Source organism: Variovorax sp. ISS6 (genome assembly GCF_056523145.1).
Map to the genome: position 1 here is coordinate 214,559 of NZ_JAWRZC010000002.1, position 15,820 is coordinate 230,378.

Consider the following 15,820-nt stretch of genomic DNA (forward strand, 5'->3'; position numbering starts at 1 on the left):
TCTGCTGCGGCCAAGGGCCTCGATGTCTGGGGTCATGATGGTTTTCGATGGACGCCCCGGCTCGCCGGTCTCCGGAAACTTTCCGGAGGCGGCATGCGGCGGGACCTGTGGCGGGAAGAAACGGGGTGCGCCCACCGGCCGGGGCGCGCGGCACGGCTCAGCGTTGCAGGTTGGCGCGCTCCTCGTCCGTCAGTTGGCGACTCGCCGCGGGCGGCAGGCTGGCGCCGCCGCCGAGCACGCGGATCACGCTGCGCGGGTTGTAGGCATCGGTGCCGGCCGGCGCCGCGCCCCTGCCGCCGGCCGGCGGCGCTTCGCTGCCCTCGGCGGGTTCGTTGCCGAAGCCCAGCACGCGCACCGTGAACACCGAGGGAAGCGCCTGGCGCGCCGCGGTGCGTTCGCGCTGTACCGTGTCCTGCGCCGCCATCGAGGCCTGCGCGGCCGCGGCGCTGGCATTCGTGAGCGCGCTCACGTTCACCGCCGCGATCACCGGCAGACCGCTGGACTCGCCCTTGGCCTGGATGTTGGCCGCGTTCGCGACCTGCAGCGCCGCCACGTTGACATTGCCCGAGACGCGGATGCCGGCCTCGCCCGCATCGATGGTGCCCAGCGGCGCGATCAGGTCCACGTCGCCGGGTGGCACCTCGGCGATCGGCGCCAGCGTGGCAATGCCCGCGCCCGAGCTCGGCACCTGCGGCGACACCTTCACGTTGCCGAGGTCGTCGTACACGCGCTTGGGCGGCGTGAACAGCACCGTGGTCTTGCTGCCGCGGCCGGCATTGATGTCGCCCTGCGCCGACCAGGCGAGGATGTCGCCGCCGAAGGTGGTCATGATGCGCGACAGCCCGAGCAGCACGCTGCCCTGGCTATAGAGCTGGATGTCGCCCTCGCCCTGCGTCATCACGCCCGAGCCGGCAGGCGGCACAGCGCCCTGCACGCCGGCGATGATCTGCCCGCCCGGCGCCAGCATCTCGATGTCGCCGCCGAAATCGGTGCGCACGCCCGATCCGCCGAACATCGTGATGTCGCCGCCGCGCGCGATGGCCTGGCCCGCCGCGTCGCGCGCCGGGAACAGCGTAGCGATCATCTCGCGCCCGCGCAGGTAGGAGCCCGAGCGGCTGCTCGCGGCGTCGTTGTACTCGCGCCCGCCCGCGCGCAGCTCGGCGTAGTAGACCTCGCGCAGGAAGATGCGCTGCTGCTCGGGCGCGAGCGCATCGAAGTACGCGAGCGACTGCGCCATGTCGCCCTCGAAGCCGTAGCGCGTCTTCAGCCAGTCGGCGAGTTCGCGTTCGTAGGTCATCACGGCCTTGCCCGGCTGCTCGGCCAGCGGCGTGCCGGCCTCGGCGCGGTTCGCCGGGTCGAGGTAGCGCGCGCGGATGGCCGACATGTCGAGCCCGCGCGTGGCGGCTTCGGCGCCGATGCCCGCCATCAGCGCGATCGAGGCACCGCGTCGCGTGTCACCGGTGGCAATGGGCCCGACCGAGACGATGCCGCCGCGGTCCTCCTGCAGCAGGTTGCGGCCGGCCGAGACCTCGAGCGTGCCGGGGCCGGCGATGTCGAAGTTGGCGTAGAGGATGTCGCGGCCGGCCGAGACGATGGAGACGTCCTCGGGGCTGGCGTGGACGATCAGGTTGCCGCGCAGCGTGGCACCGATCTCGGCGATGAGCTCGACCGGTGCGGTGCCGGTGCTGCCCGGCGCGTCGCCCGTGTTGACGATGTCGCGCGCCGCGCGGATGTGCACCGGCGCCGCCGCGTTGTACCAGGTGGCGCTGCCACGGCCGAAGCTCACCGTCTCGCCGGTCTTCAGCCCCAGGATGTCGCCGCCGGCGGCGTAGAAGCGCATCGGCGGCGCACCGGCGGGGCGCGCCAGCGGCGTGACGGCGCTGTTCGGGCCGAAGGCGAACAGCGACGGCACGTCGAGGCCCAGTCCGGTGCCGGAGACATTGCTGACGAACTCGCCCGTGCCCGTCATCGATCCCGTGAAGGCGGGTGCGAACGGCGTCGGCAGCGCGATGTCCGCGCCCGACATGCCGACCATGTAGCGGCCCGCGTAGATCGACCCCGCGGCGAGCATCTCGAGCTGCCCCGTCGGGGAAGGCGCGAGCAGCAGGCCGTAGTTCAGCAGCTCGGGCGAGCCGATGGCGGCCGGCAGCGCGGCGGCGCCGTAGTAGAGATTGCCGGAGAGCGCCGCCGTGCGCAGCACGGAGGGATAGACGATCCATCCGTCGCGTGTCACCGTGCTCGGCCGGCCGTAGGGATCGCGCCCGATGGCCGTCACCGGCGCCAGGTTGCCGCCCGCGGCCGCGAGGTCGATGGCGCTGCGGCCGCTCCACAGGCTGAACCAGCCCTGGCCATTGCCGTTGGCCGCGTCGCGCTGGAAGTCCGAGCTGCTCGGCGTGGCGGCACGGCCCGGATCGGCGACGCCGCCGAGCACCAGGTCGCCGAGCGAGCGCAGGCTCACGGTGGTGTCGCCCGGCACCAGGTTGATGCCGCCGCGCGCGTCGGCGTAGGTGGCCACGCGCGGATCGGCGCCCCGGGGATCGATGGCATCGACGAAGGAGGAACCGTTCGCCTGGTAGACCAGCCCCAGGCTGCCGATCGAGGCCGCGCTCAGCGCGGTCGCGCCACGCAGGTTGGCGATCGCGCCGGTCAGCACCAGGTTCTCGGTGTCGGTCCTGCTGGCGAGGCCGCGCTGCGGATTGAGCGCGCCGGCCACGCGCATGTCGATGTCGCCGCCGCCGGTGAGCGCGAGGCTGCCGTCGGCACCCACGCGGCCGGTGCTGGCCACGGTCACCACCAGGCCCTGGCTGCGCGTGTCGGGGCCGGCCGCCTGCAGGCCGCGCAGGTCGATCGCGCCGGCCTCGCCACCCACGCGCACGCGCACATCCCCGCCGCCGAGGGCGCCAATGCCGGTGAAGCCCGTGAGCTCGGGCATGGTCCCGCCGCCGGCGCGGGCCGTGTAGGCGCCGAAATTGATCCACCAGGCTGCCGGGATCGCATCGCCGCCGACGGATGCCGTGCCCGAGCCCTGCCGCCACAGCCAGTTGCCCGGCAGCACGCTCGACGAGGCGGTGCCGCTGATGTCGCCCACCAGGTCGCCCCCGGCCGCGATCAACACGTTGCCGCCCTGGTCGGGATACCAGGCGCGATAGCTCGCGAGGCTCGCGGCGTAGTCGGTCGCCGGCACGCCCTGGCCGAGCACCGTGCCGTCGGGCTTGCCGCGCGCACGCTGGTACGCGGCGTCCACGGCGGTCGCCGTGCCCGCGGTGTAGATGCCGAACAGCGAATCGCTGCGGATGTCGCCGGCGGCCAGCAGCTCGAGGTCGCCCGTGCCGGTGCGCACCACGCTGAAGGCGGGGGAGACGGGGTCGGTGCTGCCGCTCTTGACCTCGCATTGGCCGAAGTCCGGGTCGCACCAGCCCTCGTCGATGTAGCTCTGCTCGACCGGCGTGCCCGCCGGGATGCCGAAGAAGTTGTCCGGCAGCCAGAAGTAGCCGCCCGGCGTGCGCTTCACCACGTGGTGGGTGTCGCCCAGGCGGATCGCGCCCTTCGAGGCCGGATCGAGCGCGCGCCGGTCGGCCGAGCCCAGGTCGGCGCCGGCCACGAGCTGCAGGTCCCACGATTCGACACCCTCGGGCAGCATCGGCGCCACCGCCCAGTTGCGCCCCTGCACGCCGCCGGTCGAGGGCCGCAGCTCGATCGGCTGGTTGCCCGGCAGTTCGAGCACCGTGTTCGCCGGGATCAGCGAGCCCCGCGCGAGCTGGAATGCCGCCGTCACGCTCATCTGCACCGGCAGCCTGACGCCCTTGGGCCAGGTCAGCGCGGCCACCGCGGCGTCGGCGCGCAGCACCGTGCCCGCGCCGAGCCGCATGCCGGCGCCGAGCATGACGCCCGCTGGCAGCACCGCGCCGGCCTTGTAGGCCAGCGACCCGTCGGCGTTGTAGATGTTCGCGGCAACCACCGTGCCGGCGCCGAGGCTCAGGCTGCCCGTGAGCACGGCGTCCACGGGCAGCAGCGTGCCGGCGGGCAGCGTCATCGCCGCCACCTGGATGCTGTAGTTCAGCGTCGCGCCGGCCGGAAAGCGCGTGCCCGCGTCGAGCCGCACGCCGTCGATCGGAACCACCACGTCGCCGCCGAAGGAATTGCCCGTGCCGGGACCTTCCTTGAGCACCCAGCCGTTGTCGTCGGGCGTACCCGGCGGCGGCGCGAAGCCGTCGCTGATGCTGCCGTGGATGTTGAGGTTGCCAGCGGCGCGCACCGAGAGCACGCCGGGTTCGCCGGAGCCGCGTCGCGCCGGATCGACGCCCGGTCCGTAGCGGTAGCCCGAGAGGTCGAGGTCGCCCGGGATCGTGAGATCGCCGTTCGGGTTGGTGAGCGCGTTGCTCACGATCTCCACGCCCGGACGCAGCCGCCAGCCGTCGAGGCCCGCGAGCCGGATGCCCAGCGCCGCATTGGCGAGCGCCGCGTCGACGAAGCCGCGGCTGTCGCCGTCGATGGCGTCCAGGAAGGCCTGCGTGACGAGTTGCGGCCGGTGGCCCGACACGTCGGGCAGCTCGGCCAGCGGCGCGTCGTCGTAGCGACGGAAGGCGTTCACCGCGATGGTCTTGGCTCCCTGGATGGCGGGCCGGCCCTCGATCGACACGGCCACGTCGTTGGCGCCGGCGCCGCTGCCGCCCTCGCCCGCACCGCCGGTACGGCGTGCGTTCAGATCGAGCGTGCCGCGCGCGCGGCCATCGTTCGAGCCGGCGCCGCTGCCCTCCGGCACCGCGGTGCCGGCGCGCAGGTCGATGCGCGCATCCGCACCCAGGGTCAGCATGCCGTCGCGGCTGGTGAGCTCGACGATCGCGCGGTTGGGGCTGTCGATGATCTTGCCGTGGCTGTCCACGCGCAGCCCGGTGGCGTGCGCGTCGAGCGTGCCGTCCACGCGCAGGTCGCCCGCGGCGGCCAGGCGGATCGTTCCGACCTGCTCGCCGCTCGCGTCGATACGCCCGGCCACGCGCAGGCTGCCGCCATCGAGCGTGATCGCGACTTCGCGCGCCTTCACGCCGTCGTCGACCGTGAGGTCGCCCTGCTTGATCTGGAAGCGGCGTGCGCCGTAGACACCACCCGCGTTGAGCCGCGTGTTGAGCCCAGCGAAGTCGACGAGATTCTGCGCGCGCACCGTGAACTCGCCCGCGCCGTAGGGCACGAGCGTGCCGCCGGCGTCGTAGCGGCCGCTGGCGGTGCCGCGCAGCTCGCCGGCCAGCTCGATGCGGCCGGCCGCCGCGCCGAGCGCGGTGGCCTCGACCGTGCCGGCGCGCTGCTCGACGGCCGACACGTCGATCACGCCGCCCGCGGCCTGCACGATGTTGCCCGCGCCGCTCGAGAGCACGAGGTCGCCACCCCAGCTGTACTTGTCGACATCGAACAGCACGACCTTGCGGCCCGAGAGATCGATGCGCGAATCCGCGCCCAGCACGATGTCGCCGCTGGCCGAGAGCACCAGCCGGCCCGAGGGCAGCACCACGCTGCCGTCGACGCCGATGCGTTGCGCCTTCAGCTCGAGCGTGGCGCCCAGCGCGTCGCTCGTCGCGCGCGCCGCGCCTGCCGGCGCGACGATGTCGATGGCGCCGCCGGCCGCGATGCGCAGGGTCGAGGCCGCCTGTCCCGTGACCACGGGCGCGACCAGGCGCAGGTCGCCGCCTTCGTAGGCTTGGCCCTCGCCCGGCGTGTAGGCGCCCTGGCGGTGGTAGACCGCCAACGAGCCCTTGCCTTCGCCGCCGATCCTCTCGCTGGCTTCGAGCCGCAGCTGCGAGAAACCGAGCGCGATCCGCGCATCGTCGGCACCGTTGTCGCGCGCCGTGCCCGGATTCGGCCCGAGCACGATCGAGCGGGCCGAGATGTCGAGACGGCCGTCGCCGAGTGCCTCGGCGATCGCGGCACCGGGCGCGGCCTGCGAGCCGGCCCAGATGAATTCGCCGGCACGGATCGCCGCCACGTCGCCCGCCTCGCCGTAGCCGTGGATCGCGGGCGTGCCGAGCACGAAGCGCTGCAGGCTCGAGGCGTCGAGCGTCACCGCGCCGAACACGTTCACCGCGTCGCGCGCATTGAGCACCAGCGTCTCGAGGGCCGGCGCGCCCGTGGCCGTGTTGCCCGCGAGCAGCCGGTCGAGCCGCGCCTGGTTGAGCCCCAGGCCCGAGGGCAGGCGGCCGGCGGCGGCCGCCGCCGCGATGCTCGCGTCCTCGCCGAGGTTGACCGCCGCGAGCGCCAGCGCGAGGTTGCGCGTGCCGTAGGAGACGTTGTCGGCCAGCGTCAGCGTGCCATTGGTGGCGATCGCGATCGTGCCTTCCGACAGCAGCGTGGTCGGCGCGGTGCAGGTGCTGCTCACGCAGCGGCCGATATCGATCGAGCCGATGCCGCCCAATGCATTCGAGGCCAGCTGCAGGTCGAACCAGCCGTTGGACAGCACCAGCGCGTTGTTGCCGTAGAAGACGAAGCCGTCGCCCGAGTCGAAGCTCGTGCGCCCTCGCCCGATGGTGTCGAGCGCGGCGCCCTCCTCGATCACGATCTCGTTGCCCGCGATCACGATGTCGGAGGCCGCGAGGCGCGCGCCGCTGCGCACCGTGAGCGCGCCGCCGCCGTCGGAGATCGTGGCGATGCGGCCGGTCTGGCCGTAGCTGCTGCGGATGGTGCCGTTGAGCACCAGCCGCGGCGCGCCGATGCGGTTCAGGTCGGCGTCGTGCACGGAGGCCCGATCCAGCCCCGGCGTCGCGGCCTGCCCGTCAGCCAGGATCTCGCCGAGGTTGCGCACGTTGACCGTGCCGCCGTAGCCCGCCGTGCCCGCCTCTGGTGCCAGGCGCGCCTCGCCCTCGAAGCGCAGGGCGCTGTCGGCCGGCGCGCCGTCCTTCGGCTGTGCCAGGAAGAGGTCGAGCGTCTTCGCGTCGGAGGTGAGCATGCCGCGCACGAAGCCGCGCCGCGCCGCGTCGGCGAGCACGAAGGCGTTGTAGTCGGTCTCGTTGTAGCTCGCGTAGGCCCGCACCCGCGTGCCCGGCGTGAGCACGATGCGCGTGGGCAGCGCGTCGCGGATCGCGGTGTCCCCGATGCCGAGATAGCCCGCGCTCACGTAGGAGCCGCCGCCGGTGGCCGTAGCGCCCGGCAGGCCGATCGCGCCGCTGTCGGTCTTGCCGATCTCGACGCGGAAGGCACCGGGCAGCAGCGCGTAGTTCGATGGCATGAGCGTGTAGGTGCCCGCGGGCAGCCCGGGCACGCCCGCGGGAATGGTGATGCGCTGGCCGATCGCCGGCATGCCGGCGCCCGATTCGGGCGCGACCGGTGCATAGCGCGCCGCACTGTCGGGCACGATCGCATAGACCGCGTTGCCGGCGCTGCTGTAGCGGTTGGCCACCGGGTTCGCATTGGCCAGCGGCGTGGCGAGGATGTCCACCGAACCACCGCGGCCGGCAACGAAGCCCGCGCCCGCGAGCGTGCCTCCGCCCGACAGGTCGAGCACCGCCTCGGCCTGCACCTCGACCTGGCGCGCCGTCATCTGCACGCCCCGGCGGTCGTTGTCGAAGCCCTCGGGCGTCACCGACTTGCCGCCCTGGAGGTAGCTCAGCCCGTCGACCGTGCCGCCGTAGGGCATGCGCAGGCCAGCGGCGCTGACCGACGTGATGCTGCCCGGCTGCAGCAGCACGCGATCGGTGACCATCGCGTCGGCGTCCGCCGTCCCCAGCACGATCTGGCCCAGCGGCGCACGCACGACGCCGCCTTGCTCGATGGTCTCGGCACCGAGCTGCAGGGTGCCGAAGACCGAGTACGGCATCGCGGGCTCGGCATCGCCGTGGCGCCGTATCGCGAGCACGCTGCCGGCACGGTACTGAGCGGGCCCGCTGCCTTCGGGGTCGGGCACCGGCACGCCGGCGGTGATCCGCGCGCCCGCGCCGGTCGCGGGATAGATCTGCGCGGCGGTCAGCGTGAGGTTGTCGGGCGTGGCGAGCTCGGTCGTGAGGGTGACCGGCAACCCGAGGCCGGCCTGTCCGCCCAGCAGCCGGATGTCGCCGCGGCTGTCGATGTCCACCGAGGCGAAGCCGCGCCGGTCCACCGTGTAGACGCTGCCGCGCAGGTCGATGTCGGCATGCACGCCGAAGCCGACGCGGTCGCGCACGTCGACCAGGTCTGCCTGCACCGAGAAGCGGCCGTCGCCCGGTTGCTGCGACGGGCCGCGGCTCCAGATCGCCGAGGGCAGCGTGTCCTGGTCGGACGCGGGCTTGCGCGTCACGCCGGCCAACCGCACGTAGGGCGCCGAGAGCGCGACCGCCGAGCCGCCCGCCGCCGTCTCGGCATGCGCATAGCTGCCCGCGTAGAGCCGCAGGCTCTGGTCCATGTGCAGCGCGACCGGGCCATCGAAGCTCAGCGGGCCGTGCACCAGCAGAGAGAGATTGTCGAAACCGCCGGCCTCGATGCGGTCCACGCCGATGCGGCCGGTGCCCGTGCGCAGCAGTCCCCGGGCCTCGGCGATGCCGCCGGTTTCGCCCAGCAGGCTCGGCCCCTGGACCTGCGCCAGCACCAGTTCCCGGTGGCGCAGCACCTCCACGCCGACGTTGGCCGGATAGCTGGCCGAGTCCAGCGCCAGCGCCAGCGTGCCGCCCGCCGCGCCGGCACCGCCCGCCGCGGCGCGCAGGCTGCCGTCGACGTACAGGCCCTGGTTCGACGACAGCACGATGGAGCCGCCATCGCCGGCCACCGCGCCGCCCAGGGCGGGGTCGAGCGAGGCGCTCGCGCCCGAGGCCTCGAGCACGGCGCCAGGCCGCACGACCACGAAGGCGTTGGCGCCGCCGGCCTGGCCGGTGGCCTCCCAGTCGAGCGCGCCGCCGACGCGGATCGTGCCGCCGTCGGCCACCCGGCCATAGCTGCGGCCCGCGGCATCGCGCGCGGTCACGGCCTGGCCCGCCACGTCGAGCACCGCCGTCTCGCCGATCCAGATCAGGCCGGGTGGCGCCGAGGAACTGCTGCCCGGCTGCTCGAGCGCGATCGTGCCGCCGGCCGCGGCCAGCCGCCCATTCACCGTGATGTCGCGCCCCTGCAGCACGATCGCCTGGCCGGGATCGACCGCGATCGACGCGCCCGCGCGCACCTCGACCGGCCCGCTGGCCACGACGCCGGTGCCGCTGTCGACGGCTGAGCGCAGCACCAGGCCGGCGCCGCCGCGCTGCGTGAGCGTGCGCCTGGCCGGGTCCTCGCTCCAGGTCGGCGGCAGCCAGCGCTCCAGCGCAGCCGCGGGATCGCCGCCGCCCGCCACGGTGTCGGCGCCGTCGATGAAGCGCAGGACCGGCATGCGCACGTCGAGCATGCTGCCCTCGGCCACGACCACGCCCAGGCGGCCGTTGATGTCGTAGTTCGAGAAGCCCGACTGGAAGGTGGCGCCGCCGAGCGCGAGGTTGGCGCGCGTGGCGACCTCGCGCTGGAACACCGCGCCGGCGGCGACGCGGGTGCCGCCGGCGATGGTGAAGTCCGACGGCGCCTTGGCGCCGGCCGCGAGTGTGCGCAGCTCGGGGACGATGTTCAGGCCGGTGGGGAAGACATTCGCCTCGACGATGTAGCCGGTGGGAAAGTTTTCGGAAAAAGTGATGGCCTGGATGACGAATCCCGCGGGCAGCGTTGGCCTGTCGCCAGAGCTCCGGACGATGAAGGATGCGAAGGTGCCGTCGCTACGCATGCCCGAAAGGCTGTACGACTTGTCGGTCCCGCTCGAATAAGGCGGTGTCCAGTCGGCCGCCAGTGTCACGCTGTTGTCCCCCAGGCCGATGATCGGCCGCGTCCCCAGCGCCTCTCCCGGCAGCGCCCGCGAGCGCTCGTAGCTGTAGTCCACCGGCAGCACATCCCCCGCGCGCACCTGGTAGTCCTGCAGCAGCACCAGGTCGGTCGGCGCGGCCTGCCCCGCGCCCAGCGTGCCGCCCATGCCAGGCACCTCGCCGCCGATCGAGATCGCGGTGCCCGAGGCCATGCGCAAGGTGCCACCGCCGGCCACGCCGAAGCCGCGGATGTCGCCATCCACCAGCAGCAGGCCGTGCGTCGAGGGCGCGCTCGACTGCATGTCGGCGTAGAGCGTCACGTCGCCACCGCGGCCGCCGAGCCTCTTGCCGCTGGCCAGCAGCGCCGCGCCCGAGGACACGTCGATCGTGGCGCCCGCGGCCAGCGTCAGGTCGCCGGTGGTGCGCACGTCGACCACGCCGCCGTCCACGTAGGGCAGCCCGAGGACGTCGAGCGGATCGCGCTGCTGGTTGGTCCACAGCCCGCGGGCGTCGAGCAGCGTGCCTGGCGCGATCGTCACCTGCGCCGGCTTGTCGCCGAAGGCAGGCAGCGGGCTCTCCACGAGGTCGCCCGAGCCGGCCAGCACCTGGCGCACGTTGCCCAGCGCGATCTGGCCGCCACGTGCCGTCAGGCCGGCATTCGCACGCACCTGCGGCGCGAGCAGCCGGATCGTGCCGCCGGGCACGACCTCGATCGCCTTGTCCACCGTCACGCTGTCGGCGCCCGCCGCCAGCAGCATGCCCAGGCCCCAGCCATTGAGACGGTCGCTGTCCACGTACAGCGCGTCCTTGCGTGCCTGCGGCAACGGGCCGTCGGGCGACAGGCCGGCACCGAGGTCGGGCTCGTCGCCGCCGAACACGATGCGCTCGAAGGTCGGCGCGAAGTTCTGGAAGCCGCGCGCGGGTCCTTTCGCCGGGTCGGTCGCGTGGATCGTGACGTAGCTGCCGAGCACGAGCTGCGCCGCGAGCGCGGCCGCGTCGTGCGACTGCGCATAGCCATCGAGCCCGGCGTCGCGCTTCGTCGTCTGGCGCGGCCCCTGGTACACGGTGGAGGTGATGTCGCCCTCGAGCACCGCGGCCTGCGTCGAAACCACCAGCCGGCCCGCGTCGCGGCCCACCGTGTAGCCGTTCTCCAGCCGTTGCTGCGGCCCGATCAGCGGGTTGTAGAAGAAGCCCGTGGTCTTGTCGCCCCAACGCTTGTGCGCGTCTTCATAGCCCTTGTAGAGGCCCGTGTACTGCACATCGGCCGGCGCGCTCGACACCTCGTAGAGCCGGCCGTCGACACCCTTGAGCCAGCTTTGGCGGATCGTGCCGGTCTGCACGTCCAGCGTGCCGCCCGAGAGGTTGATGTTCGAGCCGGACTGCGTCACGAGTTCGCCGCCCGTGAAGGTGACGCTGCCGCCCTGCGCCGACCATTCGCCGATGCCGTGGCCCTGCAGGCCCAGGTAGCCGCCGACCTCCAGCAGGCCGCCCGGCGTGTACCAGCGTTCCTTGTCGTAGCCCCCGACGCCAGCCGCCACGCGCAGCAGCTTGCGCCGGTCGATCCACACGTTGCTGTTGTTGAGCAGCGTGGTGTCGCGGTTCAGCGGCGCGTCGCGCTGCTCGTTGCCCTGGATGTTGATCTGCACGTTGTTGGACGACATCGCCACCTGCACGCCGACCGCGCCCGAGACGTCGAGCCGCGCGCCATCGGCCACCGTGCTGCGGCCGGTCGCGCCGGTACTCACCGCGATCTGGCCGCCGGTGGCCAGCGTGCTGGAACCGCCCTCGAACAGCACGCGGCCACCCGAGACGATCTCGATGCGCGACTGGTCGCGCCGGTCCTCGATCAGCGAGAGGTTGTCGAAGGCCGGACTCGGCGCCTGGGCCTGCGCCGCGGGCGGTGCGATCAACGCATCGCGCTGGCTGTCGAGCGCGGTGCGGCTGTTCTGGTCGAGCAGCACGGCGCTGAGCGCGCGCGCCGTGGTGGTCACGCTGCCGAGGCTGTCGCTCGCCGGATTCAGCAGGTGGATGGTGCCGCGCGCGTCGACCGTGGTGGTGGCCACGGCCACGCCGTCCTGCACCACCTTGCGGCCCGTGAGCGTGATGTCGCCCTCGGGTGCCTGCAGCAGGCCGGTGTTGGTGACGGCGCCGGCCGTGCTGCCGGCGTCGAACTTCGGCGCCACCTCGTTGCCGCGCGTGGTCGAGAACTGGTTGCCCGCGGTGCCCTGGCCCGCGCGCACGATGAAGAAGTCGCCGGCCGCCAGTTGCACCTGGCCGCGCGGCGTCGCGATGGTGCCGGCATTGTTCACTTCCTTGCCGATCAGCAGCGCATAGCCGCCACCCTGCGTCACGGAGTCGGGCTGGCGCGTGGCGATCCGCGCGCCGGCCTGCACCTCGACCTTGCCGCCGGTCTCGGTGAAGGCCGGCGTGTAGTTGCCGTTCTCCTGCGCGCTGTAGATGCCGCGCACCTTGAACTGTTCGTCACTGATCTTCGCTGCCGCCGCAACGAGGTTGCGTGTGTCGGTCTGGCTCGAGCCGTTGAACACGATGCCGTTGCGGTTCGCGATCAGCACCGTGCCATCGCCCTTGATCTGCCCCTGGATCTGCGAAGGCCGCGCCTGCGGATCGTTGACGCGGTTGAGCACGGCCCAGTCGGCCTGCTGTTTGAAATCGACCGTGGTGCGCTTGCCGACGTTGAAGCTTTCCCAGTTGAGGATCGCGCGGTCGCCGGTCTGCTGGATCGTGACGGTCGTGCGGCCATCGGTGCCTTGCGATTGCACCGGTGCCTGCGCGTTGAGCCAGCCTGCGGTCAGCGAATTGGTGTCGACGCGCAACCCGCCATCGGCGAGCCCATCGGGCACTGACGAAGGCTCGTCCAAGGCAGCCTGTCGCGCGGCCGCCTGCGCCGCCTGCTGCGCCGCGATGCTCTGCGCAGCGAGGTTGAGGTTGCCGAGCGAGCGCTGCAATTGCTGGCTGGCCTGCTGTTGTTGCGCGCGAGGGTTGGTGAGCGTCGACGCGGGCAGCCCGTTGGGCAGGCGGCCCGTGGCCATGGCCTGGCCCTGCGCAATGTTCTTCTGCGCCATCCAGCCGGCGCTGAAGGCGCGCTGCTGCGCATGCGCGGGCAACGTGGTGGCGGCGCCGCCCACCGTGAGCATCAGTGCGATGGCGCGCGCCAGCGGCTGCACGGCGAAGGGGCGCGGACGGAGGGGGTACGGATTCAGGACCATGATTGCCCAGGGCGCGGATGCGTGGAGAGAAGAAGGGAAGAAGTCGGGGCACCGCCGCGCGCGGCGGCGGCGATGCGGTCGGAAGTGCTGCGCGCACCGAAAGCGCGCATGCGGCGCGGGCGCTGGGGCCAGCGCGTGCCGCGCCGCGTGGCGATGCAAGCCGCCGGCAGCAGCGCGCGCCACAACGCGATGGCCTCGTGCCAGGCCTGCGCATGCAGCGCGCTGCGGGCGCACCAGCGTTGCAGCGCCAGCGACTCGGCCTCGCTCCGGTCATGCAGCCCGTTGAGCCTCACCAGCCAGTCGAAGGCTTCGCCGAGGCAGGCGTCGTGCTCGGCGGGGCGATCGTCGCGCGTCGTTGTCGGTTCCATGCCCCATGACGAGCCGGCAAGCGACAACCCGTAAAGTTTTTTCGCGCGGTGGAAAAAAAAGACGCGAACCGCGTCAGCTCAGCACGACGAAGCCGCCCGGCAGCGAGCGCATGCGCGCGCCATAGAGTTCGCGGATCATCAGCGGCGCGTTGTCGATGCTGCGCAGCGCGATCTGCATGCGCACCAGCGTGCGGCCCAGGTCGTCGTTGCGCAGGAACACCTTGCCGGGCCGGTAGCGGTTGATCTCCGCCACCACTTCCGACAGCGGCAGCCGATCGAAGGACAGCACGCCACTGCGCCACGCCGCCACGCTCGCCACGTCGGCACGCACCGGCTCCTGCAGCCCGGCCTTGTCGTAGAAGATCTGGCGCCCTTCCCCGAGCGTGCGATGCTGGCCGGCCACCATGACCGTCACCTTGCCCTCGAGGCAGGTCACGCACACCTGCGGGCCGGTATAGCGGATGTTGATGCGCGCGGCCTGGGCCTGCATGCGCCCTCCGCCTGCCTCGACGAAGAAGCGCTCGGCGCCGGCGAGCGCCACTTCGGCCTCGCCCGCCACCAGTTCGAAGCCACCGGCACCGCTGCGGTTGATCACGGTCTGGGTGTTCATCTGCACCTCGACGTCGGGTGCGAGTGCGAGCTGGCGCTGTTCGCCGGTGCCGGTGCGGTAGTCGGCCGCGAACTCCTCGACCGAGGGCCAGAGTCCCCATGGGGGGTTCACCGCGACCACGCCCGCGGCCACCGCGGCGGTGACGGCGCCGCCGACGAAGGCACGCCGGCCCGAAGAGTACGGCGCACGGGCACCGGTGACGCGTTCGAGCAGGCGACGCCAGCCGCGCGGCCTGCGCATGGGCAGGGCCTGGCGCGCCGCTTCCTCGACCAGCAGCGGGTCGAGCGAGGACCAGACGCGCATCAGCTCGCGCCAGGCCTGCGCATGCGTGGCACTGCGCGTGGCCCATTCGCGGAAGGCCTCGGCATCGGCGCGCGTAGCCTGGCCCGAATGCAGGCGCAGCCACCAGGCCTGGGCCTGGTGCTGTGGCGAGCCGGGTTCGGACGGATCGAGTGACATGGTGGCGAGCATCAGTATTTTCTCGGACCGCTGTAGTGGCCGTGCTGCGCCGCCTCAACGTGCGGCAAATGCTTCTTGCAATACTCCAGGGCGGCGCGCAGCTCCTTCTCGACCGTGCTCGTCGACACGCCCAGGCGCTGCGCTATCTCGCTGTTGAGGCGGCCCTCCACACGCGCGGCCACGAGGATGGCGCGACGCCGTGCCGGCATGCGCGCGAGCACATGGCTCAGTGCGTCCACGTCGCTGCGCGCGCTCGCGATGCGCGCGGGGTCGGCGGTCTCGTCCACCACATGCATCAGCGCGTCGATCTCGCCGCGCACCAGCAGTGCCTCGTTGTCGTGCCGGTAGCGGTCGATCGCGATGTTCGCGGCCATGCGCAGCAGGTAGGCGTCCGGGTTGTGCACCAGCCCTGGACTCGAGGCGCCCGCGCCGGGCGGCGCGCCAGCTTCGGTGGCGCTGGTCGCGAGGCGCAACCAGGTCTCCTGCATGGCGTCGGCAGCGACATCGCGCGAGCCCACGATGCGCTCGAGCTTGCCGCGCAGTTCGGCATAGCGCGCGACCACGCGCGCGCGCAGGCTCGCCGCGAGGCCCGCGGCGTCATTCGTCACTGCAAGGCCCCGGCGGCAGCCGATGTGGCACAGGCCGGCTCGGCATCCGGCCCCTCCGGCAGCAGCAGGACCACCAGCGGTTGCGGCAGCGAAGGCGGCGGCGGTACGCCGACCGCAAGCGTGCGCACCTTGCGCAGCACGGCCGCGTCGCGGCTGGTCTGGCCGGTCGTGCTCAGGAGGCGGAAGCGCTCGACCGCGCCGCGTGCGTCGAGCCGCAACTGCAACGCGAGGCGATAGCCACCGGGCCGCGTTTCGCTGGCACCGCACAGCGAGGCGCGCAGCGCCTGCTGCACCTGGGCGGCATAGGACTGGTACAAGACATCTCCTCCGTGGAACCCCGACTCCTCGATCACCGGCGCGTCCGCCATCGTTGGCGGCGCCGGCGCGACCGGCGCGCGAGCGGCCTGGATCACCACCGACGTCGCGCTGGCATGGCGCGCCTCCAGCCCCGTTCCGGCCAGCATCGCCTCGAGCGCCTGCGCGGCGTTGAACCGCCCGTGCACGGCGCCCGCCATGCGGCTCGCATCCTCGCCATCGAGCAGCACGTCGAGTCCCGTGGCCCGGCTGTACGCATCGATCGCATCGCCCAGGCGCTGCGCGCCGATGTCGAAATCGATCTGCCCGCCGGGCGATGCCGGCGTCGCTGTTGTTGTTGTCGTTACAGATGCGTTCGAGCGCACTGCCTGCGCCTGCGCGCCGCACGGCGCGAGCAGCGTGGCCGCTCCGGCCAGACACCCGACCAGTGTCAGCACACTGACCGATGCCGAATTCGCTCTCATAC

5 protein-coding genes are annotated in these 15,820 nt (G+C 72.8%); all 5 read right to left on the reverse strand.

The window, feature by feature from the left end; all coding sequences use genetic code 11:
- Positions 1-157: 157 nt before the first annotated feature.
- Positions 158-12,994, reverse strand: coding sequence for a filamentous haemagglutinin family protein (locus AC1HIL_RS32950; RefSeq protein WP_479669115.1), 12,837 nt, complete (start codon positions 12,992-12,994; stop codon positions 158-160).
- On the reverse strand, positions 12,985-13,362 hold the full coding sequence (locus AC1HIL_RS32955) for a FecR/PupR family sigma factor regulator (RefSeq protein WP_479669114.1): 378 nt from the start codon (positions 13,360-13,362) through the stop codon (positions 12,985-12,987). Before AC1HIL_RS32955 ends, AC1HIL_RS32950 begins: the two co-directional genes overlap by 10 nt.
- 73 nt (positions 13,363-13,435) lie before the next feature.
- Positions 13,436-14,443, reverse strand: coding sequence for a FecR family protein (locus AC1HIL_RS32960; RefSeq protein WP_479669113.1), 1,008 nt, complete (start codon positions 14,441-14,443; stop codon positions 13,436-13,438).
- Entirely contained in the window at positions 14,443-15,039 is a 597-nt protein-coding gene (locus tag AC1HIL_RS32965; RefSeq protein WP_479669112.1) for an RNA polymerase sigma factor, read from the reverse strand. The genes AC1HIL_RS32960 and AC1HIL_RS32965 overlap by 1 nt, the downstream gene beginning before the upstream one ends.
- Positions 15,036-15,791, reverse strand: coding sequence for an STN domain-containing protein (locus tag AC1HIL_RS32970; RefSeq protein ID WP_479669110.1), 756 nt, complete (start codon positions 15,789-15,791; stop codon positions 15,036-15,038). Before AC1HIL_RS32970 ends, AC1HIL_RS32965 begins: the two co-directional genes overlap by 4 nt.
- Positions 15,792-15,820: the final 29 nt, after the last annotated feature.

Excerpts from the sequence above, each read along its gene's own strand:
- AC1HIL_RS32950 (WP_479669115.1), bottom strand. The coding sequence starts at position 12,994 with ATGGTCCTGAATCCGTACCCCCTCCGTCCGCGCCCCTTCGCCGTGCAG.
- AC1HIL_RS32955 (WP_479669114.1), bottom strand. The coding sequence starts at position 13,362 with ATGGAACCGACAACGACGCGCGACGATCGCCCCGCCGAGCACGACGCC.
- AC1HIL_RS32960 (WP_479669113.1), bottom strand. The coding sequence starts at position 14,443 with ATGCTCGCCACCATGTCACTCGATCCGTCCGAACCCGGCTCGCCACAG.